The 26,760-nt window shown below is 68.5% G+C and carries 24 protein-coding genes and 1 riboswitch; of the genes, 23 read left to right on the forward strand and 1 reads right to left on the reverse strand.

The window, feature by feature from the left end:
* Positions 1–127 precede the first annotated feature (127 nt).
* The 13 genes from def (at position 128) to hisF (ending at position 11,149) form a co-directional block, all read left to right on the forward strand.
* Positions 128–745: a peptide deformylase gene (gene def, locus ACQCSU_RS20600; RefSeq protein ID WP_426977191.1), complete on the forward strand. Its 618-nt coding sequence runs from the start codon at positions 128–130 to the stop codon at positions 743–745.
* Entirely contained in the window at positions 742–1,662 is a 921-nt protein-coding gene (gene fmt / locus ACQCSU_RS20605) for a methionyl-tRNA formyltransferase (protein ID WP_426977193.1), read from the forward strand. The genes def and fmt overlap by 4 nt, the downstream gene beginning before the upstream one ends.
* On the forward strand, positions 1,659–3,341 hold the full coding sequence (locus ACQCSU_RS20610) for an RsmB/NOP family class I SAM-dependent RNA methyltransferase (protein ID WP_426977194.1): 1,683 nt from the start codon (positions 1,659–1,661) through the stop codon (positions 3,339–3,341). Before fmt ends, ACQCSU_RS20610 begins: the two co-directional genes overlap by 4 nt.
* A gap of 70 nt (positions 3,342–3,411) precedes the next feature.
* Positions 3,412–4,068 carry a ribulose-phosphate 3-epimerase gene (gene rpe, locus ACQCSU_RS20615; RefSeq protein ID WP_426977196.1) on the forward strand — a complete coding sequence of 219 codons (657 nt, stop codon included), beginning with the start codon at positions 3,412–3,414 and terminating at the stop codon, positions 4,066–4,068.
* 111 nt (positions 4,069–4,179) lie between these two features.
* Positions 4,180–4,330, forward strand: a riboswitch (FMN riboswitch).
* Between the two features lie 93 nt (positions 4,331–4,423).
* Positions 4,424–5,122: a nicotinamide riboside transporter PnuC gene (pnuC, locus tag ACQCSU_RS20620; protein WP_426977197.1), complete on the forward strand. Its 699-nt coding sequence runs from the start codon at positions 4,424–4,426 to the stop codon at positions 5,120–5,122.
* On the forward strand, positions 5,119–6,288 hold the full coding sequence (gene ribD / locus ACQCSU_RS20625) for a bifunctional diaminohydroxyphosphoribosylaminopyrimidine deaminase/5-amino-6-(5-phosphoribosylamino)uracil reductase RibD (RefSeq protein WP_426977199.1): 1,170 nt from the start codon (positions 5,119–5,121) through the stop codon (positions 6,286–6,288). Before pnuC ends, ribD begins: the two co-directional genes overlap by 4 nt.
* Positions 6,288–6,941, forward strand: a complete 654-nt coding sequence (locus tag ACQCSU_RS20630) for a riboflavin synthase (RefSeq protein ID WP_426977200.1) — start codon at positions 6,288–6,290, stop codon at positions 6,939–6,941. Before ribD ends, ACQCSU_RS20630 begins: the two co-directional genes overlap by 1 nt.
* 80 nt (positions 6,942–7,021) lie before the next feature.
* Positions 7,022–7,624, forward strand: coding sequence for a 3,4-dihydroxy-2-butanone-4-phosphate synthase (gene ribB, locus ACQCSU_RS20635; RefSeq protein ID WP_426979881.1), 603 nt, complete (start codon positions 7,022–7,024; stop codon positions 7,622–7,624).
* A gap of 24 nt (positions 7,625–7,648) precedes the next feature.
* Positions 7,649–8,344, forward strand: a complete 696-nt coding sequence (ribA, locus tag ACQCSU_RS20640) for a GTP cyclohydrolase II (RefSeq protein WP_426977202.1) — start codon at positions 7,649–7,651, stop codon at positions 8,342–8,344.
* 55 nt (positions 8,345–8,399) lie between these two features.
* A complete protein-coding gene (gene ribH, locus ACQCSU_RS20645) occupies positions 8,400–8,885 on the forward strand; it encodes a 6,7-dimethyl-8-ribityllumazine synthase (RefSeq protein ID WP_426977203.1) in 486 nt (161 codons plus the stop codon).
* A gap of 160 nt (positions 8,886–9,045) precedes the next feature.
* Complete coding sequence (locus ACQCSU_RS20650; protein ID WP_024367461.1) at positions 9,046–9,309, forward strand: phosphoribosyl-ATP diphosphatase; 264 nt, start codon at positions 9,046–9,048, stop codon at positions 9,307–9,309.
* A 135-nt stretch (positions 9,310–9,444) separates the two neighbouring features.
* Positions 9,445–10,305: an ATP phosphoribosyltransferase gene (gene hisG / locus ACQCSU_RS20655; protein WP_426977205.1), complete on the forward strand. Its 861-nt coding sequence runs from the start codon at positions 9,445–9,447 to the stop codon at positions 10,303–10,305.
* 67 nt (positions 10,306–10,372) lie between these two features.
* On the forward strand, positions 10,373–11,149 hold the full coding sequence (hisF, locus tag ACQCSU_RS20660) for an imidazole glycerol phosphate synthase subunit HisF (protein ID WP_426977207.1): 777 nt from the start codon (positions 10,373–10,375) through the stop codon (positions 11,147–11,149).
* A gap of 730 nt (positions 11,150–11,879) precedes the next feature.
* Here the strand turns inward: hisF and ACQCSU_RS20665 are convergent.
* On the reverse strand, positions 11,880–12,524 hold the full coding sequence (locus tag ACQCSU_RS20665) for a TIGR03085 family metal-binding protein (RefSeq protein ID WP_426979882.1): 645 nt from the start codon (positions 12,522–12,524) through the stop codon (positions 11,880–11,882).
* A gap of 154 nt (positions 12,525–12,678) precedes the next feature.
* Between ACQCSU_RS20665 and hisI the strand changes: the two genes are divergently transcribed.
* The 10 genes from hisI to ACQCSU_RS20715 all read left to right on the forward strand — a co-directional run bounded on the left by hisI (position 12,679) and on the right by ACQCSU_RS20715 (position 26,682).
* Positions 12,679–13,131 carry a phosphoribosyl-AMP cyclohydrolase gene (gene hisI, locus ACQCSU_RS20670; RefSeq protein ID WP_426977209.1) on the forward strand — a complete coding sequence of 151 codons (453 nt, stop codon included), beginning with the start codon at positions 12,679–12,681 and terminating at the stop codon, positions 13,129–13,131.
* Positions 13,132–13,255: 124 nt separating this feature from the next.
* Positions 13,256–14,824, forward strand: a complete 1,569-nt coding sequence (locus ACQCSU_RS20675; RefSeq protein ID WP_426977211.1) for an anthranilate synthase component I — start codon at positions 13,256–13,258, stop codon at positions 14,822–14,824.
* Positions 14,821–15,489: a Trp biosynthesis-associated membrane protein gene (locus ACQCSU_RS20680; RefSeq protein ID WP_426977212.1), complete on the forward strand. Its 669-nt coding sequence runs from the start codon at positions 14,821–14,823 to the stop codon at positions 15,487–15,489. Before ACQCSU_RS20675 ends, ACQCSU_RS20680 begins: the two co-directional genes overlap by 4 nt.
* Positions 15,490–15,555: 66 nt before the next feature.
* Positions 15,556–15,843 (forward strand): HGxxPAAW family protein, encoded by a 288-nt coding sequence (locus ACQCSU_RS20685; protein ID WP_426977213.1) that lies wholly within the window; start codon positions 15,556–15,558, stop codon positions 15,841–15,843.
* 2 nt (positions 15,844–15,845) lie between these two features.
* Positions 15,846–16,664, forward strand: coding sequence for an indole-3-glycerol phosphate synthase TrpC (gene trpC, locus ACQCSU_RS20690; RefSeq protein ID WP_426977215.1), 819 nt, complete (start codon positions 15,846–15,848; stop codon positions 16,662–16,664).
* Positions 16,665–16,792: 128 nt separating this feature from the next.
* On the forward strand, positions 16,793–18,145 hold the full coding sequence (gene trpB / locus ACQCSU_RS20695) for a tryptophan synthase subunit beta (RefSeq protein ID WP_426977216.1): 1,353 nt from the start codon (positions 16,793–16,795) through the stop codon (positions 18,143–18,145).
* Entirely contained in the window at positions 18,142–18,975 is an 834-nt protein-coding gene (gene trpA, locus ACQCSU_RS20700; protein WP_426977218.1) for a tryptophan synthase subunit alpha, read from the forward strand. Before trpB ends, trpA begins: the two co-directional genes overlap by 4 nt.
* A 3-nt stretch (positions 18,976–18,978) precedes the next feature.
* Positions 18,979–20,352, forward strand: coding sequence for a prolipoprotein diacylglyceryl transferase (gene lgt, locus ACQCSU_RS20705; RefSeq protein WP_426977220.1), 1,374 nt, complete (start codon positions 18,979–18,981; stop codon positions 20,350–20,352).
* 263 nt (positions 20,353–20,615) lie between these two features.
* On the forward strand, positions 20,616–25,232 hold the full coding sequence (gltB, locus tag ACQCSU_RS20710) for a glutamate synthase large subunit (RefSeq protein WP_426977221.1): 4,617 nt from the start codon (positions 20,616–20,618) through the stop codon (positions 25,230–25,232).
* On the forward strand, positions 25,225–26,682 hold the full coding sequence (locus ACQCSU_RS20715; protein ID WP_426977223.1) for a glutamate synthase subunit beta: 1,458 nt from the start codon (positions 25,225–25,227) through the stop codon (positions 26,680–26,682). Before gltB ends, ACQCSU_RS20715 begins: the two co-directional genes overlap by 8 nt.
* Positions 26,683–26,760: the final 78 nt, after the last annotated feature.

A 26,760-nucleotide genomic window follows, 5' to 3' on the forward strand; every position in this document is an offset into this window, starting at 1 on the left:
CCCACTGCGGCATCCCTCAGCCGAACCGCCCCACCGAGGCGGATCCGGCGAAGACGTTCGGGACGCGGGCCGGGGCAACTAAACTGGATTGGATCCCGTAGCCGCCCATCGTAAGGACAGATTGCACATGGCCATTTTGAATATCCGCATCATCGGTGATCCTGTGCTGCGCACAGTTGCCGATCCCGTGACGGAATTCGGGCCTGAACTGGCGAAGCTCGTGGCGGACATGACAGAGACCATGGAGGACGTCGACGGCGCAGGCCTGGCCGCGCCCCAGGTCGGTGTGAGCCGGCGCGTCTTCACCTACCGCATCGGCGGCATCGAGGGACACATCATCAACCCGGTGCTTGAAAACAGCGATGACTTCCAGCCGGACGAGGGCGAGGGCTGCCTCTCCATCCCCGGCCTGGGCTTCCCGGTCCGGCGCCGCCGGCACACCCGTGTCACCGGCGTCGACCTCCACGGCAACCCCGTCGCGGTGGAGGGTGAGGGCATGCTGGCCCGCTGCTTCCAGCACGAGACCGACCACCTGGACGGCATCCTCTTCACCGACCGGCTCGAAGGCGAAGACCGCAAGGCCGCGCTGCGGGCGATCCGGAACGCCAACTACGACTCGATCACCGAGCAGACGACGGCGAAGCGCGCCAGGACGGTCGGCTCCAGTTTCGGCGGCGGTCCTTCTGGACCCGGCAGCTCCGGAACTGGAGCCGGCGCAACCGGCTCCTTCGGAAATCCCCAGTGAGGGTACTCTTCGCGGGGACGCCTGCCGTCGCCGTGCCGTCCCTGGACGCGCTCGTCGAGGCCGGGTTCGACGTCGTCGCCGTTCTCACCCGCCCGGACGCGCCGCTGGGACGCAAGCGCGTTCTGACGCCGTCACCGGTGGCCGCCCGGGCCGCCGAACTCGGCATCGAGGTCATCCATGCGGCCAAGGTCGACGCCGACGTCACCGCCCGGATTGCCGCCGCCGCCCCCGACGTCGCCGCGATCGTGGCATACGGCGGGCTCATTCCGCGGGCCGCCCTGGACATCCCCCGCCACGGCTGGATCAACCTGCACTTCTCCCTGCTGCCGGCCTGGCGCGGAGCCGCACCGGTGCAGCGGGCCCTCATCGCCGGCGACGACGTCACCGGCGCCGTCACCTTCCTCCTTGAAGAGGGGCTGGACACCGGTCCGGTGTTCGGCACGCTGACCGAAGCCGTCCGCCCCGATGACACGGCCGGGGTCCTGCTCGAGCGGCTCTCCCACAGCGGCTCCGTGCTGCTCACCCAGACGCTGTCCGCCGTCGACGCCGGCAAGGCAGCGGCCGTGCCGCAGCAGGGAGACGTCAGTCTGGCCCCCAAGCTGACCCTCGACGACGGCCGGCTCGACTGGCTGCAACCTGCCCTCGCGATCGGGCGGCGGGCGCGAGGCGTCACGCCCGAGCCGGGCGCTTGGACCACCCTGGATGGGCAGCGGGTCAAGGTGGAACCGGTGCTGCTCCGGCCCGAAGCCGCGGCGCTGCAGCCCGGACAGTTGGCCGTGGACGGCAGGAGCGTGCTGGTGGGAACCGGCTCACACCCGGTTGAACTCACCCGGGTCCAGCCTTCGGGCAAGAAAATGATGACCGCCGCCGATTGGGCGCGCGGGCAGGCAACACTTGAAAGCGTGGTATTCGAATGAGCGAGTCCGGGACTAGCGGCAGCGGCCGTGGCAGGGGCCCCCAGCGCGGCGGAGCGGATGGCGGCGGCCAGCGCGGCGGGGCGGGTGGCGGTGGCCAGCGCGGTACCGGGCAGAGTGGGGGCCCGGGCGGCCGGGGACGCGACGGCAGCCAGCGCGACGCGCAGGGCCGGGAACGCAACCGCGGCCCCCAGCGCGGCTTCACCGAGAACGCCCCCTCCCAGCGCACCCGCCGTGCGGATCCGGCAAGGTTGGTCGCCTTCGAGGTGCTGCGCGCCGTCGCGTCCGAGGACGCGTATGCGAACCTCGTGCTGCCTGCCCGGATCCGGCACCACGGACTGGACAAGCGCGACGCCGGCTTCGCCACCGAGCTGAGCTACGGCGCGCTGCGCGGCCAGGGCACCTACGACGCGATCCTGTCCCGCTGCGTGGACCGGCCGCTGGACCAGCTGGATCCGGCCATCCTCGATGCGCTGCGGATCGGCGTCCATCAGCTGGTGGCCATGCGCGTCCCCGCGCACGCCGCCCTGGACCAGACGGTCGGCCTCGCCCGCGCCGTCATCGGCGCCGGGCCATCGGCCCTCATCAACGCCGTCCTGCGGAGGGTCTCCGCGCACACCCTTGAGGAGTGGCTGGAGCTGCTGCTCAGCGATGAGACGGACGAAACCAGGATCGCCTCGATCCGCTACGCCCACCCGGAATGGATCGTCCGTGCGTTGCGGCAGTCCCTCGTGGCCCACGGCCGTCCGGTCACTGAAATCAGTGAGCTCCTCGAGGCGGACAACGCCGCCCCGGTGGTCAACCTCGTGGCGCTGCCCGGGCTGGGAAGCCTGGACGAGGCCCTCGAAGGCGGCGCGACGCCGGGCGAACTCGTCGAAGGCTCGGCCCTTTCCAGTGGTGGTGATCTCGGCCGGCTCGCTTCGGTGCGCGAGGGCAGCACCCGGGTCCAGGACGTCGGCTCGCAGCTCGTGGCCCGCGCCATGGCCGCCGTCGATCTTGGGACTGGCGGTACCGGCCGCCTCGCCGCCGGCGGCACCGCCGGCGATGGGACTGGTACTGACAGAACCGGCACTGACAGAACCGGTGAACGCTGGCTTGATCTGTGTGCCGGTCCCGGCGGCAAGGCGGCGCTGCTCGGTGCCCTCGCCCGTCAGCAGGGCGCCACTCTGCTGGCCAACGAGCCCGCACCGCACCGCGCGAAGCTGGTCCGGCAGGCCCTTGCGGCGGTTCCGCACGAGGTCTGGCAGGTCCGGACCGGCGACGGCCGTGAGGTCGGCTCGGAAATGGCGGAAACTTTCGACCGCGTCCTGGTCGATGCGCCCTGCACCGGGCTCGGCGCCCTGCGCCGCCGCCCGGAATCACGCTGGCGGCGCACGCCCAAGGACCTGACGGACCTCGGCCCGCTGCAGCGCGAACTGCTCAAGTCCGCGCTGGCAGCCGTCAAGCCCGGCGGCGTCGTGGCCTATGTGACGTGCTCGCCGCACCCGGCGGAGACCACCGCCGTCGTCAGCGATGTGCTGCGCAAACGTGACGACCTCGAACTGCTCGACGCCGGTGCCGCACTGGACAGCGTCAGCCTCACCGGCCATCTTGGGGCCGGGCACGAACTCACCGCCCAGCTCTGGCCGCATGTGCACCGGACGGACGCCATGTTCCTGGCGCTCATCCACAAAAAGGCCTGAGTTTCAGGACACACTTGGTCACTGGAAACCATGCCCAGCAGACCACCCAGCAGAAACGTAAAGGAATTTCATGGCCCAGTGCTGCATCAACCCGAGCATCCTTTCAGCCGACTTCGCGAACCTGGAAGCCGAACTTCGCAGAATCAGTAACGCGGATGCCGTGCACGTCGACGTCATGGACAACCACTTCGTGCCCAACCTGACGATCGGGCTGCCCGTTGTCCAGCGGATCCAGGCCGTCAGCCCGGTGCCGTTGGATGCCCACCTCATGATCGCCGACGCCGACCGCTGGGCTCCGGGCTACGCCGACGCCGGCGTTGCCTCCGTGACTTTCCACGCGGAAGCCTCGATTGCGCCGATCAAACTGGCCCGCGAGCTACGCGCCCGCGGGGCGAAGGCAGGAATGGCACTCCGGCCCGGTACTCCGGTGGAACCCTATCTGGACATGCTTTCCGAACTGGACCTGCTGCTGATCATGACGGTGGAGCCGGGCTTCGGCGGACAGTCCTTCCTTGACCTCACGCTGCCGAAGATCCGGCGGGCCCGGGCAGCGATTGACGGCTCCGGCGTCGGAGTGGCGCTGCAGGTCGACGGCGGCATCACCGAGGAGACGATCGTGCGTGCCGCCGAGGCGGGAGCGAATGTCTTCGTGGCGGGGTCCGCCGTCTACGGGGCCGCGGATCCCGCGGAGGCCATCGAACGGCTCCGCGCCGCCGGCAGCCGCTGACGCTCCGGCAGCCGCCGGGCCGCCGGGCGGGACGAAAATGACGCCCTACGTAACATCGGCTGTGGGGAATAGCCGGAGCTACCCGGCAGTTGTGTCAGAATAACAACACACATACGTGCTCCGGGGTCGGTGTAAGTCCGAACCGGCGGTTATAGTCCGCGACCCGCGAGCCGGCGTTTTCCTTCGGGAAGGAGCCGGCGGACGGTTGAACCGGTGGAACTCCGGTACCGACAGTTAAAGTCTGGATGAGAGAAGCACGTACAGCTGTTACTGCGGCGCCTTTTGGTGCCGCGGAATTGCGCTGTCGTATACCCCCGGAGCCATCGCGGTTCTTGAGGGAAGGAACGACACACGCATGGACCTCTTGCGATGGCTCTTCGAAGCGCAGATCCCGGTTGGTGGATCTGTCCTGATTCTTCGTGAAGTGCTAGGCAACATTTTTGGGCTCGCCAGCGCCCTGGGCGGCATGCGCCGCCGGGTCTGGGCCTGGCCGGTGGGCATCGCCGGCAACCTCCTGCTCTTGACGGTCTTTCTGGGCAACGTCTTCGGCTCTGCCATTCCAGCCACGCTCTGGGGCCAGGCCGGACGCCAGGTCATGTTCGTCGGCGTCGCTGTTTATGGCTGGTACCGCTGGCAGCAGAGCCGGCAGTCCTCCGCCGGTGGCGCAGCTATCGCGCCACGCTGGGCCAGTAACAAGACCCGGGTCATCCTGGCTCTTAGCCTCGTGGCCGGAACCGCTGCCCTCACCCCGGTATTCGACTCGCTCGGCTCCTACCCACCGGTGTGGGCCGACGCGTGGACATTCATGGGCTCGCTGCTGGCGACCTACGGCATGGCCCGCGGCTGGACCGAATTCTGGCTGATCTGGGTGGCGGTGGACATCGTCGGTGTACCGCTGCTGTTCAGCGCCGGCTACTACGCCAGCGCCTTTATGTACCTGTTCTACGGCTTCTTCACGCTCACCGGATTCTTCGTCTGGTGGCGCGCCTCGGAGCAGCTGGACAAGGCTGTCACGGTGGAGACGGCCTTCCCTGACCCGTTGGTGGCCAAATGAGCGCCCCCGACGTTGCGAGGCTGACTGCCGGTTTCAGCGCTGCCGGCTTCAGCGCTGCCGAGATCGCCGCCATGGACTCGGCCGTCGAAGCGGCTCTGCAGGGGCCGCGGGGGGCGAACCCACTGGTGGGCGCCGTCGTCATCGCTGCCGACGGAACCCGGCTGGTCACCGGCTACCACCGCGGCGCCGGAACGGCCCACGCGGAAGCGGACGCGATCGCCCAGGCTGCCGCGGCCGGCCACGACCTCGGCGGCACCACCATGCTGGTCACTCTGGAGCCCTGCAACCACTGCGGACGGACCGGTCCCTGTGCGCAGGCGATCATCGACGCCGGTATCACCGACGTCGTCTACGCCGTCGATGACCCGCACGACCCGGCCGCCGGCGGCGCGGCCACACTGCGTGCGGCGGGGGTCCGGGTCCGTTCCGGGCTCGGGGCAGTCCCCGCGCTGGACATGAACCGTCGCTGGTTCGACGCCGTCGCCGCCCAGCGGCCCTTCGTCACCCTCCACATCGCGCAGACCCTCGACAGCCGGATCGCCGCCGGCGACGGCACCAGCCAGTGGATTTCCAGCCCGGAATCCCTCGCCGACAACCACGCCCTGCGCGGCCGCATCGACGCCATCCTGGTCGGAACCCAGACGGTCCTCGTCGATAATCCGCGCCTCACCGCCCGCAACGCAGACGGCGAGCCGGCCGGCAAGCAGCCGCTGCGCGCCGTGATGGGTTACCGCGGGATTCCCGACGGCGCGGCCATCAACGGCGACGACGGCAAGGTGCTGCACCTGCCGACGCGCGATCCGCGTCAGGCTCTCGACGAGTTGTTCGCGGCCGGCGTGCGCCACCTCATGGTCGAAGGCGGCTCCCGGATCCTGAGCGCCTTCCTCGCCGCAGGGCTCGTGGATGAACTCATCGTCTACCTCGCCCCGACGCTCCTCGGCTCAGGTACCCCGGCGCTGGAGGACCTCGGCATCACCACCCTGGCCGACGCACAGCCTTGGGAATGGGACCCCGCGTCCGGAGGGGCGGTCCGGATGCTCGGCCGCGACCTGCGGCTGCATCTGCGCCCCGCCCCGGCGACCGGTTCTGCACCGGCCGCCCCCACCACTTCATCCGATTCCACCCCGCGCCGCACCGGCGCGGACACCGCCGCAGGAGGCAATTGATGTTCACCGGAATTATCGCCGAGCAGGGGAAGGTGTTGTCCGTTGAGCGCAACGGGGACATCAGCGCCACCGTCCGGCTCCGCGCACCCGGCACCACCGAGGGACTCGCCCTGGGCGGCTCGATCGCCGTCAACGGCGTCTGCCTCACCGCCACCGAGATCGACGGCAAGGATTTCAGCGTCGATGTCATGGGGGAGACGCTGACCCGCAGCACCATTGGCGAACTCACCGCGGGGGACCCTGTCAACCTGGAGCGTTGCGTTCCGGCGGGCGGCCGCCTCGACGGCCACGTCGTCCAGGGCCACGTCGACGGCGTCGGCGAACTGCGGGAGCGCGAGGCGCTCGGTAATTGGGACCGCCTCCGCTTTGGTGTGCCGGCCGGGCTGGCCCGCTACATTGCGGAAAAAGGATCCATCGCCGTCGACGGCGTGTCCCTCACCGTGACGGCCGTGAGCCCGGCACCGGAGCCTGCGCCGTGGTTCGAGGTGGGGCTGATCCCCACCACGCTGGCCGAAACCGGGCTGGGTGCAAAACGCCCCGGCGGCCGGGTCAACCTCGAAGTGGACGTACTGGCGAAGTACACTGAGCGCCTGCTCGCATTTTCCAGCGGAGCAGCCGGGGGAGCAGTACGCGGGGAGGTGGCGGGACAGTGAATCACCTCAAGGACCTGTCCGCCGCAACGGACAACGCCACGCGCTCTGGCCTCGATCCGATCGAAGACGCGGTCCGCGCCATGGCGGCCGGCCGTCCCGTCCTCGTGGTCGACAACGAGGACCGCGAAAACGAAGGCGACATCATTTTCGCCGCCCAGCATGCCACGCCCGCCCTGATGGGCTGGACGGTGCGCTACAGCTCCGGAGTGATCTGTGTGCCGCTCGACGCCGGCCGGGCCGACGCGCTGGCGCTCCCACCGATGGTGGAAATCAACCAGGACTCCAAAGGCACGGCCTACACGGTGTCCTGCGACGCCGCGGCGGGCGTCAGCACCGGAATATCCGCAACCGACCGGGCCCTGACGGCCCGGATCCTCGCGGACCCGGGCAGCACGCCGTCGGCCCTGACCCGGCCCGGGCATGTTTTTCCCCTCCGCGCCGTTAACGGTGGAGTGCGGGAACGTCCCGGCCACACAGAGGCGGCAGTGGACCTGTGCCGGCTGGCCGGCCTGGAGCCCGTGGGTGTGATTGCAGAGCTGGTGTACGACGACGGGGAAATGATGCGGCTGGACGGACTTCGCGGTTTCGCCCTGGAGCACGGTTGCCCCCTGATCTCTATTGCGGACCTGGTGGCCTACCTGGACGCCGGGCAGCCTGCCGGCCGCGCAGCGGACACCATCTGATAGCCGTTTGATGAAGGAGAGACGATGACGACGTCGGAAGCACAAGAGATCAGCACGGGACGCCAGCCGCATCCGGTCAGCGCGGGACCCATCGTGCAGCTGCCCACGGGCTTCGGCGACTTTGTGGCGCAGGCCTGGACCGATCTGGCCACCGGAGCCGAACACCTCGCGGTCAGTTCGCCGCTGCCTCCTGTTGACGGCAAGGCACCGCTGGTGCGCCTCCATTCGGAGTGCCTCACCGGCGATGTGTTCGGCTCCTACCGCTGCGACTGCGGCGAACAGCTGGCCTACGCCCTCGAGATGATCAACGAATTCGGCGGCACGCTGCTGTACTTGCGCGGGCAGGAAGGCCGCGGGATCGGCCTGGCGAACAAGATGAAGGCCTACGCCCTGCAGGAAGCCGGCTTCGACACGGTGGAGGCCAACGAGCAGCTGGGCCTGCCGGTGGACGCTCGCTGCTACAAGGCCGCGGCCCAGATCCTCGCCGAGATGGGACTACACGAGGTCCGCCTGCTGAGCAACAACCCAGATAAGCAGGACCGCCTCGCCCAGGCCGGTGTCCGCGTGGTGGAGATGGTTCCCACCGAGGTCCCCTCCCGGGAGCAGAACATCCGCTACCTGCAGACCAAGAAGGACCGGATGGACCACCGGCTGGTCCTGGACATGGAGCCGGCAGCGCCGGCAGCGGGCCTGCGCGGATTCGAATACGAACAAGACTGACCAAGTACCACCCCATTAGACACCGCAAAAGACTTAGCAGAACAAGGAATCCCAGATGAGCGGACACGGCGCACCACAGATTGACCTCAGCACCTTCAAACCGGAGGAGACCTCCCGGCTGAAACTGGCCATCGTGGCAGCCAGCTGGCATACCCAGATCATGGACGGGCTGCTTGACGGCGCCCTCCGTGCGGCCAAGGACGCCGGCATCAGCGAACCCACCGTGCTGCGCGTTCCCGGCACCTTCGAACTTCCCGTCGCCGCCGCCCGGCTGGCGCCGCACTTCGACGCCGTCGTGGCGCTCGGCGTCGTGATCCGCGGCGGAACCCCGCACTTCGAGTACGTCTGTGAGGCCGCCACCCTGGGCCTCACCGAAGTCTCGGTGCGCACCGGCGTGCCGGTCGGCTTCGGCGTGCTGACCTGCGACACCGAACAGCAGGGCATCGACCGGGCGGGGCTGCCCGGCTCCACAGAGGACAAGGGCCACGAGGCGGCCACCGCTGCCCTCGCCACCGCCGTGACCCTCCAGCAGTACAGCTGACGGGGAGGGCCTCGGCGCCGGTCATGGTGGAATCGGAGTCGCGGAATCGGCGTGGTGGAATCGCCGTCGTGGAATGGGCACTGTGGAATCGCTCACATCCCGGCCGTCATGCAAGGGCCCCGCAGGCGCTGCCCGGCAGCGAGCAAGTAGGCTGGAGGGTGTGAAGAATTTCGAGTCGCTGTTCGCAGAACTGAGTGAGAAGGCAGCCGTCCGCCCGGAGGGCTCCCGCACCGTCGCCGAACTGGATTCCGGAGTCCACGGCATCGGTAAGAAAGTCGTGGAAGAAGCGGCCGAGGTCTGGATGGCTGCCGAGTATGAATCCGATGAAGCCGCCGCGGAAGAAATTTCCCAGCTCCTCTATCACCTGCAGGTTCTGATGCTCGCCAAAGGACTCAGCCTGGAGGACGTCTACAAGCATCTCTAGCCACGTCCGCGCCGGAGCCCGCCTGAATATTTCACGCGGATCCGGTGCATTGCGTGGCCCGCTGTGCCTGAACCGACTGTTCCTGAACGGACTGTTCCTGAACGGACTTCGTCCTGACCAAGAAAGACCTCCCCAATGCTGAGAGTTGCCGTCCCGAACAAGGGATCCCTGTCCGAAGCCGCCTCCGCCATGCTTGCCGAGGCAGGCTACCGCCAGCGCCGCGACACCCGCGAGCTCGTGATGGTGGACCCGGATAACGACATTGAATTCTTCTTCCTCCGCCCGCGCGACATCGCCGTCTACGTCGGCCGGGGAACGCTCGACGTCGGCATCACCGGACGCGACCTGCTCCTCGACGCGGAGGTTGAGGCCGAAGAACTGCTGCCGCTGGGCTTCGCGGCCTCCACCTTCCGCTTCGCCGGCCCGGTGGGCGACTTCAGCTCCGTCGAACAGCTCGAGGGCAAGCGCCTCGCCACCAGCTACGACGGCCTGCTCCGCGGCTACCTCGCCGAGCGCGGCATCAAGGCCAAGGTCGTCCGGCTCGACGGCGCCGTCGAATCCTCGGTCCGGCTCGGTGTCGCGGACGCGATCGCCGACGTCGTCGAAACCGGCAGCACTCTCAAGGCCGCCGGCATGGAGATCTTCGGGGAACCGATCCTCAAGTCCGAGGCCGTGCTGATCCGCCGCACCGGCCAGGGCGGCGCCGCGAACGGAACCGTCAAGGAAATCGAGGTGCTGATCCGCCGCCTCCAGGGTGTCCTCGTGGCGCGGCAGTACGTGTTGATGGACTACGACATCCGCAAGGAACTCGTCGAAGAGGCCGCCGCACTGACGCCGGGCCTCGAGTCACCCACGGTCTCCCCGTTGCGCGATTCGGACTGGGTTGCCGTCCGTTCCATGGTGCCCAAAAGGGAAACCAACCGGATCATGGACGAGCTGTACGACCTGGGCGCCCGGGCCATCCTGGTCAGCACAATCCACGCCTGCCGCATCTGACAAACGGCGCGTCCGTGACTCAATTTTCCGTGAGTGAATCTTTCGTGAGCGAATACCAGGAGAAGCCATGACTGTAGCCGTGCGCGTCATCCCGTGCCTCGACGTCGACGCCGGCCGCGTGGTCAAGGGCATCAACTTCGAAGGACTGCGCGACGCCGGTGACCCGGTGGAACTCGCGCACCGCTATGACAACGGCGGCGCCGACGAACTGACGTTCCTCGACGTCACCGCGTCCTCCGGCAACCGGGAGACGACCTTCGACGTCGTCCGCCGCACCGCCGAGGAAGTCTTCATCCCGCTGACGGTGGGCGGCGGTGTCCGCGGTGTGGCCGAGGTGGACAAGCTCCTGCGCTTCGGCGCGGACAAGGCTGCCATCAACACCGCGGCCGTGGCCCGGCCGGACGTGATCGATGAGATCACCCGGCACTTCGGCTCCCAGGTCCTCGTGCTGTCCCTCGACGCGCGCCGCACCCGCCCGGGATCGCAGCCCACCGCCTCCGGCTTCGAGGTCACCACCCACGGCGGGCGCCAGGGGACCGGGATCGACGCCATCGCCTGGGCGCGTGAAGCGGCGGACCGGGGCGTGGGCGAAATCCTGCTCAACTCGATCGACGCCGACGGCACCAAGGACGGCTTCGACCTGGAACTGATCCGCCTCGCGCGGGCGGCGGTCAAAGTGCCGCTGATTGCCTCCGGCGGCGCCGGCAAACCCGAGCACTTCCCCCCGGCGGTGGCGGCGGGCGCCGACGCCGTCCTTGCGGCCTCGGTCTTCCACTTCGGTCCGCTCGACATGATCGCCCAGGTCAAGGCCGCCATCCGCGAGGCAGGCTTCGAGGTCCGCTAGGCCCACTAGTTGGCATTTTCGTTGGTTCGTCGGGGGTTAGGTCCAGGCGGTGGGGTTGTTGGGGTAGAGGCCGCAGGCGGTGTCGCGCCAGGCCATCGCCGGCGGCGGTTTCAAGGGCCTCGGCCAGCCGGCCGGGTCGACCGGAATGCACCACCGGCCTCAACGACCAGCTGCTCTACGCGTGAGCAGCCACGGACGCACCGGCAGCCTGACCCCGACGACCTCAGCGAAAATGAGCACCGGACAGGACATGCCCCGCGCCGGGGCCAGCGGATGGACATATTCGGGTCATGCCCGGTCCCCGGGGCGAAGACTGGGCGGTGTCCTCCAGGGGAAGTGGCCCGACGCCCCCAGTGGAGCCACTGCACGTGCCCCCGGGTCAGGACATGCCCCGCGCCGGGGCCGGCGCATGGACATATTCCGGTTATGCCCGGTCCCCGGGGCGAAGGCTGGGCATGTCCTCCCGGGGAAGTGGCCCGACGCCCCCAGCGGAGCCACGGCACGTGCCCCCGGGTCAGGACATGCCCCGCGCCGGGGCCGGCGCATGGACATATTCCGGTCATGCCCTGTCCCGGGCGCGAAGACTGGGCCTCAACCCCCGACGAATTAACGAAAATGACCGCTAGGCCCACTGGGTCCGCTGCACAGCAACGCGGGGTCACTTACCGCCCATCCCGCCGGGAATTTTGGGCGGTAAGTGACCCCGCTTTGCTTGGTTTTGGGTGGTGCCTTAGAGGCCGACTTCGGCGGACTGCAGCAGCGCGACGGCGTCCGGCTGGCCTTCGAAGGTCACGAGGGCGTGGCGGGTGCGGCCATGGGCGTGCATCAACAGTTCGCCCGGTTCGCCCACGATGGCCACGGACACCGGAGCACGTTTGGCCACGTGGCGGGGCCCGGAGGGACGCACCAGCACGATGCCCAGATCCACGCCGCGGTACAGGATCGCGGCGCGCTTGATCAGCTCATCCCAGAGCGCGTCCGAGTACTCCTCGTCCAGGGCGCGCGGCGCCCAGCGGTCCACCGCCCGGCGGACATCCTCGGTGTGGACGAAGTACTCGATCAGGTTGGAGCTCTCATCCAGGGCCTTGATCTTCATCGGCGAGAGCGCGGGCGGGCCGGCGCGGAAGGCGGTGACCAGCTTGTTGTAGTCCTCCGGCGTCTTCAGCTTGGCCGCCAGTTTGGCCGTGGCCTGGTCCGAGGCCTTGGACAGCCGCTTGATCAGGAGCCCCAGTCCGACGGCGGCTTTACGCTCGCGCAGGTACAGGTGGGCGGCAAGGTGGCGGGTGAGCCAGCCCTTGCAGAGCGTGGGGGAGTCAGGGCCGGCCGCCAGCAGGGTTTCGGCCAAGACTTCTCGGGACGGATCGGCGAAATGCATCACTTGTGAAACTAGCACGAGACGGCGCGGCGTGTGCACTGGAACCGCCGCCGTTTGGCTGCCCGCAGGCTTTCCACGGCTCGTTGGCTCCGATGTTAAGCGCCGGTGCTGAGGAGAAAGCCCCCGCCCCCTTGGAGGCACTAGACTTGAGCTGATGTCTGAGCAGCCCGCCCCCGCCCCTTACCCGAGTTCGACCGTCCCGAGTTCGACGGCCCCGAATGTGACGGCCCCGGGCCCGACGCCGCCGGGCAGCCCCCTCCCCGCCGGTCTTGCTGAGGCTCTCAAGCGGGATAGTGCAGGCCTGGTCGCGGCGATCGTCCAGCAGTTCGACACCCATGAGGTGCTCATGCTGGGCTGGATGGACGACGAGGCGCTGCACCGCACTATGACAACCGGACGCGTGACGTTCTATTCGCGCTCCCGCCAGGAATACTGGCGCAAGGGTGACACCTCCGGCCACGTGCAGTGGGTCAAGTCCCTCGCGATGGATTGCGACGGCGATGCCTTGCTGGTCCGCGTCGACCAGGTCGGCGCGGCCTGCCACACCGGGACCCGGACCTGCTTCGACGGCCGCGAGCTCGACGCCGTGACCGGCCACGCGGACTGACCCCGCGGCCCCGGCACACACCGCGCATACACCAGCCGCACTTCCGGGCACAGCCCGGCACTTGAATCTCCGGGCAGAAATTGAACCTTCAGGACCACCGAAAGAACAGGCGGAAATCACAGCCATGCAGGACCTTGGAATCATCAGCCCGGGCCTGGAGGAGTTCCGCGAACTCGCAGGCCACAGCCGCGTCATTCCCGTCCGGCTGAAGGTGCTGGCCGACGCCGAAACCCCGATCGGGCTGTACCGCAAGCTCGCGCAGGGCCAGCCCGGCACCTTCCTGATGGAATCCGCCGCTGTCGGCGGCGCCTGGTCCCGCTACTCCTTCATCGGCGCCCGTTCCCGGGCCACCTTGACCACCAAGGACGGGCAGGCGCACTGGCTCGGCGAGCCGCCCGTCGGCGTGCCGCTGGACGGCAGCCCGGTGGACGCGATCCGTGACACCATCGAGGCGCTCCGCACCGAACGGTTCGAAGGACTGCCGCCGTTCACCTCCGGCCTCGTCGGATTCCTCGGCTGGGAAACAGTCCGGCACTGGGAGAAGCTCACCAGCCCGCCGGACGACGACCTGGACCTGCCGGAGATGGCCCTGAACCTGGTCACGGACATGGCGGTGCACGACAACATGGACGGCACCGTCCTGCTGATCGCCAACGCCATCAACTTCGACAACAGCTCCGAACGGGTCGATGAGGCCTGGCACGACGCCGTCGCCCGCGTGAAGGCGCTGCTGGCCAAGGTCAGTACCCCCGTGGAGCAGCCCGTCTCGGTGCTGGAGACCGCCGCCCTGGACTTCGCCTCGAGCGTGCAGGAACGCTGGGACGAGACGGAGTACCTGGCCGCCCTGGACCGCGGCAAGGAGGCGATCGTCGACGGCGAAGTCTTCCAGGTGGTGATCTCCCGCCGTTTCGAAATGGAATGCGGCGCCGACCCGCTGGACGTCTACCGGGTGCTCCGGAACACGAACCCCAGCCCCTACATGTACATCTTCAGCCTCGAGGACGCCGCCGGCCGCCAGTACTCGATCGTCGGCTCCTCCCCGGAGGCGCTGGTGACCGTGACCGGCGAGGAAGTCATCACGCACCCCATCGCCGGCTCCAGGCCGCGCGGCAAGACCATCGAGGCGGACAAGGCCCTGGCCGAGGAGCTGCTGGCGGACCAGAAGGAACGCGCCGAGCACCTGATGCTGGTCGATCTCTCCCGCAACGATCTGTCCAAGGTCTGCGTGGCCGGGACGGTGGACGTCACCCAGTTCATGGAAGTGGAGCGCTTCAGCCACATCATGCACCTCGTCTCCACCGTCGTCGGCAAGCTCGCCCCGGACGCCAAGGCCTACGACGTCCTGAAGGCCACTTTCCCGGCCGGGACGCTCTCCGGAGCCCCCAAGCCGCGGGCGCTGCGCCTCCTGGACGAGCTGGAACCCCACCGCCGCGGCATCTACGGCGGCGTGGTGGGCTATCTGGACTTCGCCGGTGACATGGACATGGCGATCGCGATCCGTTCGGCGCTGCTCCGGGAAGGCCGCGCCTATGTTCAGGCCGGCGGCGGGATCGTGGCGGACTCGGTCAACCCCACCGAGGCCCAGGAAACGGTCAACAAGGCTGCCGCCCCGCTCCGCGCCGTCCACACCGCGGGCTCCCTGCACAACATCACGGCCGATTCCATCCCGGCTTCCGGGACGGAGAAGTCATGAGCAACGGGACCGCACCCCAGGAACCCGCGCCCCAAAAACCCGCACCTCGGGAACCAACGGTCAAGAGCACCAGCCCGGTGGTCCCGCGCTGGGCGCGGAAATCCACCCTGGTCCTGGTCATGGCCGCCGTGTCCCTGGCGGTCTTCGGCACCACCACGCAGACCTGGCTCACGGTCCACCTCGACCCCACGCAGCTGGGCCAGGCCGTCAGCAGCCAGGACGGCCTGCAGGTGCAGGGCAGCAAGGCCGCCACCACCGTGACGGCACTGGCGCTCGTGGCCCTCGCCGGCGGACTCGCCGCCTCGATTGCGGGACGGGTGGCGCGCTGGATCATCACAGCGATCATCCTGCTCGCGGCCGCCGGCATTGTCAGCGCGGCCGCCGTCGTCCTGGCGGATCCGCTGGCGGCAGCCCAGGGCTCCATCGCCGCCGCCACCGGGATCAGCGGCAGCAGCGTCCAGGTGGGCGTCACCGCCTTCCCCGCCCTCGCCGTCGTCGCCGGCGCCCTGCTGGGGCTCAGCGCGCTGGCGATCGTCCCGGCGGGACGCTACTGGAAAGCACGCACGAAATACGACACCGCCGCCGGCGCGGGCGCGGCGCCGACCGGGCCCGCGGACGAGATCGACAGCTGGGACCGGCTGTCACGCGGCGACGACCCCACCTGAGCCGATGCCCGCGGCACGGCCAATAAATGGCAGAATGTAACAAGTATTCATCCTGAGGAGATTTCAATGAGCAAAGCCACCGTTTCCGCCCCCAAGCCTGCCGCCGGAACGTACAACTACGACGACGTCGACCACAGAGAACCCACCGGCCACGGCAACAGCCCCGCCGCCTGGACCACCGTGTTTGTCATGCTCCTCGGCGGCCTCGTCATGTCCATCGCCTTTGTCATCGCCAACACCCCGATCTTCATTGCGGGCGGCGCCGTGATGGTGCTCGGCCTGCTGATCGGCTTCGGCATGCGCAAGGCCGGCTACGGCGTCGGCGGCAGCAAGCTGAAGAACTCCGGCCACTAAGCGTGACTGTTCTCGATGACATCAACGCCGGTGTCAAGGAGGATATGGAGGCCCGCCAGCGCCTCGTCACGCTTGCGGAACTGAAGGAACGTGCCGCCGCAGCCTCGCCCGCACGTGACGCCTGGGCCGCTCTCGGCGGCGCCTCCGCCGCGCGGGACGAGCTGAAGGTGATCGCCGAAATCAAGCGGCGCAGCCCGTCCAAGGGCGACCTCGCCAGCATCGCGGACCCCGCTTCCCTCGCCGTGCAGTACGCCGACGGCGGCGCGGCTGCGATCAGCGTCCTGACCGAACAGCGCCGCTTTAACGGCTCGCTGGCCGATTTCGATGCCGTCCGGGCAGCCGTGGACATCCCGCTGCTGCGCAAGGACTTCATGATCGACGAGTACCAGATCTGGGAAGCCCGCGCACACGGCGCCGACCTCATCCTGCTGATCGTGGCCTCCCTTTCCGACGCGCAACTGCGCGAGTTCAGCGCCCTCAGCCGCGGACTCGGCATGAACGTGCTGGTAGAGACGCATACGGCGGAGGAAATCGAGAGGGCAGTCGCCGCCGAGGCCCGGATCATCGGCGTCAACGTGCGCAACCTCAAGACACTCGACGTCGACCGCTCCGTCTTCGCGGAACTCGCCGGGGGCATCCCCGCGGGCGCGCTTGTGATCGCGGAGTCCGGTGTGCGCGGCGTCGACGACGTCCGGCACTACGCGGCGAACGGCGCCAACGCCGTCCTGGTGGGCGAAGCCCTGGTCAGCGATGCCACCCCGCTCGAGCGGATCGCCGAATTCATGGCGGCCGGAGCGGAAGAAATCGCCGCCCGCTCCTGAGGGGCGTGCCGGACGGTCGCGTACCCTACGGGGCCGTCCCGGCACCCAGGGTCCGGTGCCGGGCGCGCGGCGCCCGCAAAACTTTTTGAGGCTTTACTAGCTAGCAGTGGAACAGGATGGTGAGATTGATGGTCGATGCGCCAGCAGCCGGCTCAGACGAAAGCGCCGTGGACGCGTTCCTGCAGGGTGGAGAATCCCTGCGGCACGCCCCCGGGCCCTACTTCGGCTCCTACGGCGGCCGATGGATGCCGGAGTCGCTCATCGCGGCCCTGGATGAGCTCGAGGAGACCTTCGAGAAGGCCAAGGCCGATCCTGACTTCACCGCGCAGATCGCCGAGCTGAACAAAAACTACTCCGGCCGGCCCTCGCTGCTGACCGAGGCGAAGCGCTTCGCCGAGCACGCCGGGGGGGTGCGCATCTTCCTCAAGCGCGAGGACCTGAACCACACCGGCTCGCACAAGATCAACAACGTCCTGGGCCAGGCGCTGCTCGCCAAGCGGATGGGCAAGACCCGCGTCATCGCCGAAACCGGCGCCGGACAGCACGGCGTTGCCAGCGCCACGGCCGCCGCCCTGATGGGCCTGGAATGCGTCGTCTACATGGGCGCCGAGGACTGCCGCCGGCAGGCCCTCAACGTGGCCCGGATGGAGCTTCTCGGGGCCAAGGTCATCCCGGTGACCAACGGTTCCCAGACGCTCAAGGACGCCATTAACGAGGCGCTCCGCGACTGGGTCGCCAATGTGGACAACACCCACTACCTGCTGGGCACCGCCGCCGGCGCCCACCCCTTCCCGGCGATGGTCCGCTACTTCCACGAGGTCATCGGCGAGGAGGCCCGCGCCCAGATCCTGGACCAGGCCGGCCGCCTGCCCGACGCCGTGTGCGCCTGCATCGGCGGCGGCTCCAACGCCATCGGCATTTTCCACGGCTTCCTGGATGATCCGTCCGTGAAGATCTATGGCTTCGAAGCCGGCGGCGAGGGCGTCGAAACCGGACGCCACGCGGCGACCATCACGCTCGGCAAGCCCGGCGTGCTGCACGGGGCCCGCTCCTACCTGATGCAGGACGACGACGGCCAGACCATCGAGTCGCACTCCATCTCGGCAGGACTGGACTACCCGGGCGTTGGCCCGGAGCACTCCTACCTTGCAGACATCGGACGGGTCAGCTATGAGCCCATCACGGACAGCGAGGCCATGGACGCGTTCCGGCTGCTCTGCCGCACCGAGGGCATCATCCCGGCCATCGAGTCCGCACACGCTCTCGCCGGCGCGATCAAGGTGGGCCAGCGGCTCGCCGCCGCGGGCAAGACATCAGGCAGCGCCGCAGGCCAGGCCGCAGGTAAGACTTCAGAAAAGATCGTGATCGTGAACCTGTCCGGCCGCGGCGACAAGGACGTGGCCACCGCCGCGGAATGGTTCGACCTACTGGACAAGGACTCACCCGAGTCGGAGATCGCCAAAGAGGGGGAGCAACTGTGAGCAGCGTCGAATCGTCCAGCAGCTGGGACATCACCAGCACCAGCAAGTCGGCGGCCGCGATTGACCGCGCCAAGGCGCAGGGCCGCGCGGCCCTCATCGGCTACCTGCCCGCCGGCTACCCCAGCGTTGCGGACACCATCGCAGCAGGGATCGCCCTTGCGGAGAACGGCGCCGACCTGATCGAGATCGGCGTCCCGTATTCCGACCCCGTCATGGACGGCCAGGTCATCCAGGCCGCCACCGTGGAGGCCCTCGCCAACGGGTTCCGCGTCCAAGAGGTGTTCGACGTCGTCCGTGGCATCACGAGCAAGACCGACGCTGCCGTACTGGTCATGACCTACTGGAATCCCGTGGTGCGGATGGGCGTGGACGAGTTCTCCCGCCGCCTGACCGAGGCCGGCGGAGCCGGGCTCATCACCCCCGACCTGATCCCGGACGAAGCCTCCGAATGGATGGCGGCCTCGGACAAGTACGGCCTGGACCGGGTGTTCCTTGTGGCGCCCTCGTCCTCCCCGGAACGGATGAAGCGGACCGTGGACGCGAGCCGCGGCTTCGTCTACGCCGTCTCCATCATGGGCGTCACGGGCGCCCGGTCCTCCGTCAGTTCGGCAGCCGAGGGCGTCGTCGCCGCCGCGCATGCCGCCGGCGCCGAACGCGTCTGCGTCGGCCTCGGAGTGTCCAACGCGGACCAGGTCCGCGAGATCGCCGCCTACGCCGACGGCGTGATCGTGGGCACCGCCCTCGTCGCGGCGATCCGCGACGGCGGGGTGGATGCGGTAGCGTCCTTGACGAAAGACCTCAGCACCGGCCTCACCAAGGAAGAAGCGTAAGCAATGCAGTCAGTCCTCCACATGGCGGCGATGGTTCCCGCGAGCATTCCGAGCCCGGACTGGTCCGGATTCGACATCCCGCTCCCGTGGGGTTCCCTGCGCATCCACGCTTACGCGCTGTGCATCCTGGCCGGCATCATCGCCGGCCTCTGGCTCACGTCCGTCCGCTGGGCGCGGCGCGGCGCACCTGAGGGGAGCGTCTGGGACGTCGCCATCTGGGCCATTCCCTTCGGCATCATCGGCGGCCGGCTCTACCATGTGGTGTCCTCACCGGACGCGTATTTCGGCCCGGGCTTCGACGGCACCGGTGACCTCTCGCTGATCCCGCAGATCCAGCGCGGTGGCCTGGGCATCTGGGGTGCCGTGCTGCTCGGGGCGGTGGGCGCCTGGATCGGCTGCCGCCGTGCCGGCGTCAAACTCACCGTCTTCGTGGACGCCGCCGCGCCTGGACTGCTGCTGGCCCAGGCGATCGGCCGCTGGGGCAATTACTTCAACCAGGAACTCTTCGGCGGCCCCACCACGCTGCCGTGGGGACTGCAGATTGACGCTGACAACCCGAACTTCCCGCCCGGCATGCCGGCGGACACGCTCTTCCACCCGACGTTCCTCTACGAGTCGCTCTGGAACCTGGCCGGCGTCGCCATCCTGCTGGTGCTGGACCGGCGCTTCTCCTTCCGCCGCGGGCGCCTGTTCTGGCTCTACGCGGTCTATTACACGCTGGGCCGGGTCTGGATCGAAGCGATGCGGATCGACGACGCCGAGCAGATCAACCTCTTCGGCATCACCACCAGGCTCAACGTGTGGACCAGCATCTTCGTCCTTCTTGCAGCGCTGGTCGCCTTCATCGTCCTGGGGCGGCGCAAGCCCGAGGTACCCGACACGCCGTTCCTGCCGGGCCGCGCACCCAAGGACTGGGTGGCCGACGCCGGCGACGGCGGGAAGGCTGCCGCCGTCGCGGTGACGGCTGACGCTGACGCCGGGGACGCCGCCATCGAGAAGTCCAACGCGAAAAAGACGGACGTCGAGAAGTCCGACGGCGACCATGCCGCCGTCGTCCAGGCCAGCGTCGACACCTCAGCCGCTGAGGCCAGGAGCGACGCCGAAAGCAAGGAACCCGCGACGGTTCCGGCCGGCACTGTTCCGGCCTACAGCGGACCCGTCCGCCATTCGGACTCTGCTGTCTCAGATAGTGAATCGCGTGGTAATCTCCCTGATAACCAAAGCGGTCCCGGTGACGCGTCTGCCCCAGCTGCTGCATCAAAGGAATCCACCGGCGGCACCACCGCCACCGGAGCACCGGCCACGGGAGCACCGGCGGCCGGAGCACCCGGCCACCATGCCCCCGGATCCGCGCCGGAAGCTGGCGGCACCAAGTAGCCCAGCAGCGGCACACCGGGCCGCAGAGCCACCGCTCGCCGGGCCCGTGTCCACAACGTCGTGGCAGCAGGGAATGCTGCGGACTGCAGACCGTTGCCGTCCGCGCAAGCCCGGGCCAGCAGGCCGCGTAACTGTTCGTACAGGACGCCGGGCTGGCCTACAATTCCAGTTAGAAACTCTTTGTTGTGCCCGTCACACCGGCGCACCGATCCGGGCCAATGTTGTCCCTCCCATACGCACGATCAGGAGGAAGGACGTCTCCCATGACCCAAACCCTGCACAGCCCCAGTTGGTCCGAGCCGAACCAGGCGCCGGCCGCCATGTCGCCGTTCAAGCGGTTCGCGGCACTGCCGGAAGCCGCCGGTTTGTACAACCCGGAGAACGAAAAGGACGCCTGCGGCCTCGCCATCATCGCCACGCTCCGCGGGGAGCCAGGCTACGACATCGTTGAAGCCGCCCTGACCGCCCTGCGCAACCTCGAGCACCGCGGCGCCGTGGGCGCCGATGAGGGGACCGGCGACGGCGCCGGGCTGCTCATGCAGGTGCCGGACGAATTCTTCCGCGCCGTCAGCGACTTCGAACTCCCCGCTCCCGGCCAGTACGTCGTGGGCACGGCCTTCCTGCCGGCCGAGCAGCGCGAAGCCGAGGCAGCCAAGGCCGGGATCGAGGGCCTCGCCGCCGACGAGGGCCTGACCGTCCTGGGCTGGCGCGAAGTCCCGGTCATGGCAGACCTCGTCGGCGCCATGGCCCGGGCCTGCATGCCGTATTTCTCGCAGCCGTTCTTCGCCTCCAGCACCGGGGAAACCCTCGAGCGGAACGAACTCGACTCGCGCGCCTGGCGGCTCCGCAAGCGCGCGCAGAACAAGTTCGGCGTGTACTTCCCGTCGCTGTCCTCCCGGACCATCGTCTACAAGGGCATGCTGACCACGGCCCAGCTGGAGCCGTTCTACCCGGACCTGTCGGACAAGCGCTTCAAGACCAAGCTTGCGATCGTCCACTCGCGCTTCTCCACCAACACCTTCCCGTCCTGGCCGCTGGCCCAGCCCTTCCGCACCATCGCGCACAACGGCGAGATCAACACCGTCAAGGGCAACCGCAACTGGATGCGCGCCCGGCAGTCCCAGCTGGCCAACCCGCTGCTGGGGGACTCGCCCGAAGAGCTGTACCCGATCTGCACCCCGGGCGCCTCGGACTCCGCGTCCTTCGACGAGGTCGCGGAGCTGCTCTGGCTTTCCGGACGGCCCATCACGCACTCGATCATGATGATGATCCCCGAGGCCTGGGAAAACCACGCCACGATGGATCCTGCCCGCCGGGCCTTCTACGAGTACCACTCGCTGCTGATGGAACCGTGGGACGGCCCCGCGGCCGTCTCCTTCACCGACGGCAACCTGGTCGGCGCCACCCTGGACCGCAATGGTCTGCGCCCGGGCCGGTACTGGATCACCGAAGACGGCCTGGTCGTCTTCGCCTCCGAGGTCGGCGTGATCGACGTCGAACCCTCCAAAGTGGTCAAGAAGGGCCGCGTCTCGCCGGGCAAGATGTTCCTGGTGGACACCGAGGCCGGCCGGATCATCGATGACGCCGAGGTCAAGGCCGAGGTGGCGGCGGCCAACCCGTGGGCCGAGTGGGTCAAGGACAACCTGATCGACCTCAATGACCTGCCCGAACGTGAGCACGTCGTGCACACCGCGGCCTCGGTCAACATCCGCCAGCGGACCTTCGGCTACACCACGGAGGAACTGAAGATCCTGCTGGGCCCGATGGCCCGCACCGGCGCCGAACCGCTCGGCGCGATGGGATCGGACACCCCCGTCGCGGTGCTCTCCAAGCGCCCGCGGCTGCTCTTCGACTACTTCGTGCAGTCCTTCGCGCAGGTCACCAACCCGCCGCTGGACGCCATCCGCGAGGAGCTCGTCACCTCCCTGATGTGCGCGATCGGCCCCAACGGCAACCTGCTGGACACCAAGCAGGTCCGCCAGCCGCAGGTCGCGCTGCCGTTCCCCGTGATCAACAATGACCAGCTCGCCAAGATCGCCAACATCGAGAACGCCGACGGCGACAGGGTCGCCATGAAGGTCCGCGGCCTCTACCGCCCCGAAGGCGGCGAGAACGCCCTGCGCGCCCGGCTCACCGAAATCTGCGAGCAGGTCTCCGGCGCCATCAACCGCGGTGTCCAGTACGTCGTGCTCTCGGACCGTGATTCGAACGCCCAGTGGGCGCCGATCCCGTCCCTGCTGCTCGTCAGCGCCGTGCACCACCACCTGCTCCGCAGCGCCAACCGCACCAAGACCGCGCTTGTGGTCGAGGCCGGCGACGTCCGCGAGACCCACCACGTGGCCGTGCTGATCGGCTACGGCGCCTCCGCCGTGAACCCGTACCTGGCGATGGAATCCGTGGAACAGCTCATCAGTTCCGGCGACGTCCTCGGGGTCACCCCGCAGGACGGTGTCTACAACCTGATCAAGGGCCTGGGCAAGGGCGTCCTGAAGATCATGTCGAAGATGGGCATCTCCACTGTGGCCTCCTACACGGGCGCCCAGACCTTCGAGGCCCTTGGCCTGGGCCAGGACCTCGTGGACGAGTACTTCGCCGGCACGCACTCGCAGCTCGGCGGCGTCGGCCTCGACGTCATTGCCGCCGAAGTGGCGGCACGCCACCAGATGGCGTACCCCGAGAATGGCATCGAGCAGCCGCACCGTCCGCTCCTGGGCGGCGGCGAGTACCAGTGGCGCCGCGACGGCGAGCCGCACCTGTTCAACCCGGAGACCGTTTTCCGGCTGCAGCACGCCACCCGTGAGCGCCGCTACGACATCTTCAAGGAGTACACCCGCGGCGTCGACGACCAGTCCGAGAACCTGATGACCCTGCGCGGGCTGCTGAAGTTCAAGTCAGGGCTGCGCCCCGCGGTGCCGCTGGAGGAAGTGGAGTCCGTCTCCAGCGTCGTCAAGCGCTTCTCCACCGGCGCCATGAGCTACGGCTCCATCTCGCAGGAAGCCCACGAGACCCTCGCGATCGCCATGAACCGGCTGGGCGGCAAGTCCAATACCGGTGAGGGCGGCGAGGACGTGGACCGGCTGCTGGATCCCGAGCGCCGCTCCGCGGTCAAGCAGATCGCCTCCGGCCGCTTCGGCGTCACGAGCCTGTACCTGAGCAACGCCGATGACATCCAGATCAAGATGGCGCAGGGCGCCAAGCCCGGCGAAGGCGGCCAGTTGATGGCGCAGAAGGTCTACCCCTGGGTGGCCCGGACACGGCACTCGACGCCCGGCGTCGGACTGATCTCCCCGCCGCCGCACCACGACATCTACTCGATCGAGGATCTCGCGCAGCTGATCTACGACGCCAAGCGGGCCAACCCGTCGGCCCGGGTGCACGTCAAGCTCGTCTCCGAGGTCGGGATCGGCACGGTGGCCGCCGGTGTCACGAAGGCGAAGGCCGACGTCGTGCTGGTCTCCGGCCACGACGGCGGTACCGGCGCCTCGCCGCTGAACTCGCTGAAGCACGCCGGTGTTCCGTGGGAGCTGGGCCTCGCCGAGACGCAGCAGACCCTGATGCTCAACGGCCTGCGCGACCGTGTGGTGGTGCAGGTGGACGGCCAGCTCAAGACCGGCCGCGACGTCGTCATCGCGGCGCTGCTGGGCGGTGAAGAGTTCGGATTCGCCACCGCCCCGCTGGTGGTCTCCGGCTGCATCATGATGCGCGTCTGCCACCTGGACACCTGCCCGGTGGGCGTCGCCACGCAGAACCCGGAGCTGCGCTCCCGCTTCAACGGCAAGCCCGAGTTCGTGGTCAACTTCTTCGAATTCCTTGCCGAGGAAGTCCGCGAGATCCTTGCCGAGCTTGGCTTCCGGACCATCGAGGAAGCGATCGGCCACGCCGAAATGCTCGACACCCGTGAGGCGATCAACCACTGGAAGGCCGAAGGGCTGGACCTGGACCCCATCCTGCACGGACTCGAGTTCGACGACGACGCCCCGCTGCGCAACCTGACCGGCCAGAACCACGAGCTGGACAAGCACTTCGACCAACGCCTGATCGCCATGGCCGCGGAAGCCCTGAGCGACCGCAGCCCGGTCAAGATCGCCGTCGACGTCATCAACACGGACCGCTCCGTCGGCACGATGCTGGGCCACGTGGTCACCAAGACCTTCAGCACGGACGTGCTGGCGACGGACACCATCGACATCACACTGACCGGCACCGCCGGCCAGTCGCTCGGTGCGTTCCTGCCGGCCGGCATCACCCTGCGGATGTTCGGTGACTCCAACGACTACGTCGGCAAGGGCCTGTCCGGCGGGCGCATCATCGTCCGGCCGGACCGCACCAACGTCTTCCCGGCGGAACGCAACGTGATCGCCGGAAACGTGATCGGCTACGGCGCCACGAGCGGGGAGATGTTCCTGCGCGGCCAGGTCGGCGAACGCTTTATGGTCCGCAACTCCGGAGCCACCGCGGTGGTCGAAGGAATCGGCGACCACGGCTGCGAGTACATGACCGGTGGCCAGGCGCTCATCATCGGGCGCACCGGCCGCAACTTCGGTGCCGGCATGTCCGGCGGCACGGCCTACGTGCTGGACCTGCAGACCGAACGCGTCAACAAGCAGGCCCTGGAGTCCGGCGAGCTGCAGCTGCGCGAACTGGACGCCGAGGACCGCGACATTGTCCACGGACTGCTCGTCAGGCACCTCGAGGAAACGGAATCGCTGCTCGCGGCCCGGCTGCTCGAGAACTTCGACGACACCGCGGCCCGCATAACCAAGGTGCTGCCGCGGGACTACGCGGCCGTACTGCAAACCCGTCTTGACGCCATCGAAGAGGGCCTGGACCCCGACGGCGAAGAAGTTTGGTCTCGAATCCTGGAGGTGACCGGTGGCTGATCCACGCGGATTTCTGAAAGTACGTCAGCGCGAAACCCAGCCCCGCCGTCCCGTTCCGGTCCGCATCATGGACTGGAAGGAAGTCTATGAGGCCCAGGAAAAGGGTGTCCTCAAGTCCCAGGCCGGCCGCTGCATGGACTGCGGCGTGCCGTTCTGCCACCAGGGCTGCCCGCTGGGCAACCTCATTCCGGAGTGGAATGACCTCATCTGGCGGGACAAGGGTGAGGAAGCGATGGAGCGGCTGCACGCCACCAACAACTTCCCCGAATTCACCGGGCGCCTCTGCCCGGCCCCCTGCGAGGCGTCCTGCGTTCTGGGTATCAACCAGCCCGCGGTGACCATCAAGCAGGTCGAGGTTTCGATCGTGGACCAGGCGTTCGAGAACGGCTGGGTCAACCCGCTGCCGCCTGCCCGCCTCAGCGGCAAGACGGTCGCCGTCGTCGGCTCCGGCCCCGCCGGGCTCGCCGTCGCGCAGCAGCTGACCCGGGTGGGCCACACGGTCGCCGTCTACGAGCGCGATGACAAGATCGGCGGCCTCCTGCGGTACGGGATCCCCGACTTCAAGATGGAAAAGGAGCACGTGGACCGCCGGCTGGAGCAGATGAAGGCCGAGGGCACCCGCTTCCGGACCGGAGTCGCCGTCGGCACCGACGTGACGTGGGAGCAGCTGCGCCGCCGGTACGACGCCGTCGTGGTCGCCACCGGCGCCACCGTCCCGCGTGACCTGCCCATTCCGGGCCGTGAACTCGAGGGCGTCCACTTTGCGATGGACTACCTCGTCCCGTCCAACCGCGTCGTCGCGGGGGAGACTGTCGAGAACCAGATCAATGCCGCCGGCAAGCACGTCGTCATCCTCGGCGGCGGCGACACTGGCGCGGACTGCCTCGGCACCGCGCACCGCCACCAGGCCGCCTCCGTGACCACCCTGGCGATCGGCAAGCAGCCCCCGGCGGAGCGCGCCGGCCACCAGCCCTGGCCGACGTTCCCCACCCTGTTCGAGGTTGCCAGCGCCCACGAGGAAGGCGGCGAACGCACCTACCTCGCCTCCACCGTGGAATTCGTCGGCGAAAAGGGCAAACTGACCGGCGTGAAGGTTGCCGAGACGGAGTTCGTGGACGGCAAGCGCCTTCCGAAGGCCGGCACCGAGCGGATCATCCCCGCTGACCTGGTGTTCCTGTCGCTCGGTTTCACCGGCGCCGAGCCCGCCGGGATCACCGAGCAGGTCAGCGCCGAGTTCGACGGCCGCGGCAACGTGGCCCGTGACGGCTACTACATGACCAACACGGAAGGCATCTTCGTGGCCGGAGACGCCGGCCGCGGACAGTCGCTCATCGTCTGGGCCATCGCCGAGGGCCGCGCGTGCGCGGCCGCGGTGGACAAGTTCCTGATGGGCAGCACCATTCTTCCGGCCCCCGTGGCGCCGACCGACCGGGCGATGGCCGTCCTGTAGCCCGCAGCTCCTGCACCCCCAGGGACTGCTCCCGCCGGACCCCGACCGTTCACTTCCGCAACAACTTGATCCATGCAA

Source organism: Pseudarthrobacter sp. O4, assembly GCF_050157025.1.
GTDB lineage: Bacteria > Actinomycetota > Actinomycetes > Actinomycetales > Micrococcaceae > Arthrobacter.

Excerpts from the sequence above, each read along its gene's own strand:
- def (WP_426977191.1), top strand. The coding sequence starts at position 128 with ATGGCCATTTTGAATATCCGCATCATCGGTGATCCTGTGCTGCGCACA.
- ACQCSU_RS20610 (WP_426977194.1), top strand. The coding sequence starts at position 1,659 with ATGAGCGAGTCCGGGACTAGCGGCAGCGGCCGTGGCAGGGGCCCCCAG.
- rpe (WP_426977196.1), top strand. The coding sequence starts at position 3,412 with ATGGCCCAGTGCTGCATCAACCCGAGCATCCTTTCAGCCGACTTCGCG.
- pnuC (WP_426977197.1), top strand. The coding sequence starts at position 4,424 with ATGGACCTCTTGCGATGGCTCTTCGAAGCGCAGATCCCGGTTGGTGGA.
- ribD (WP_426977199.1), top strand. The coding sequence starts at position 5,119 with ATGAGCGCCCCCGACGTTGCGAGGCTGACTGCCGGTTTCAGCGCTGCC.
- ACQCSU_RS20630 (WP_426977200.1), top strand. The coding sequence starts at position 6,288 with ATGTTCACCGGAATTATCGCCGAGCAGGGGAAGGTGTTGTCCGTTGAG.
- ribB (WP_426979881.1), top strand. The coding sequence starts at position 7,022 with ATGGCGGCCGGCCGTCCCGTCCTCGTGGTCGACAACGAGGACCGCGAA.
- ribA (WP_426977202.1), top strand. The coding sequence starts at position 7,649 with ATGACGACGTCGGAAGCACAAGAGATCAGCACGGGACGCCAGCCGCAT.
- ribH (WP_426977203.1), top strand. The coding sequence starts at position 8,400 with ATGAGCGGACACGGCGCACCACAGATTGACCTCAGCACCTTCAAACCG.
- hisG (WP_426977205.1), top strand. The coding sequence starts at position 9,445 with ATGCTGAGAGTTGCCGTCCCGAACAAGGGATCCCTGTCCGAAGCCGCC.
- hisF (WP_426977207.1), top strand. The coding sequence starts at position 10,373 with ATGACTGTAGCCGTGCGCGTCATCCCGTGCCTCGACGTCGACGCCGGC.
- ACQCSU_RS20665 (WP_426979882.1), bottom strand. The coding sequence starts at position 12,524 with ATGCATTTCGCCGATCCGTCCCGAGAAGTCTTGGCCGAAACCCTGCTG.
- hisI (WP_426977209.1), top strand. The coding sequence starts at position 12,679 with ATGTCTGAGCAGCCCGCCCCCGCCCCTTACCCGAGTTCGACCGTCCCG.
- ACQCSU_RS20675 (WP_426977211.1), top strand. The coding sequence starts at position 13,256 with ATGCAGGACCTTGGAATCATCAGCCCGGGCCTGGAGGAGTTCCGCGAA.
- ACQCSU_RS20680 (WP_426977212.1), top strand. The coding sequence starts at position 14,821 with ATGAGCAACGGGACCGCACCCCAGGAACCCGCGCCCCAAAAACCCGCA.
- ACQCSU_RS20685 (WP_426977213.1), top strand. The coding sequence starts at position 15,556 with ATGAGCAAAGCCACCGTTTCCGCCCCCAAGCCTGCCGCCGGAACGTAC.
- trpB (WP_426977216.1), top strand. The coding sequence starts at position 16,793 with ATGGTCGATGCGCCAGCAGCCGGCTCAGACGAAAGCGCCGTGGACGCG.
- lgt (WP_426977220.1), top strand. The coding sequence starts at position 18,979 with ATGCAGTCAGTCCTCCACATGGCGGCGATGGTTCCCGCGAGCATTCCG.
- gltB (WP_426977221.1), top strand. The coding sequence starts at position 20,616 with ATGACCCAAACCCTGCACAGCCCCAGTTGGTCCGAGCCGAACCAGGCG.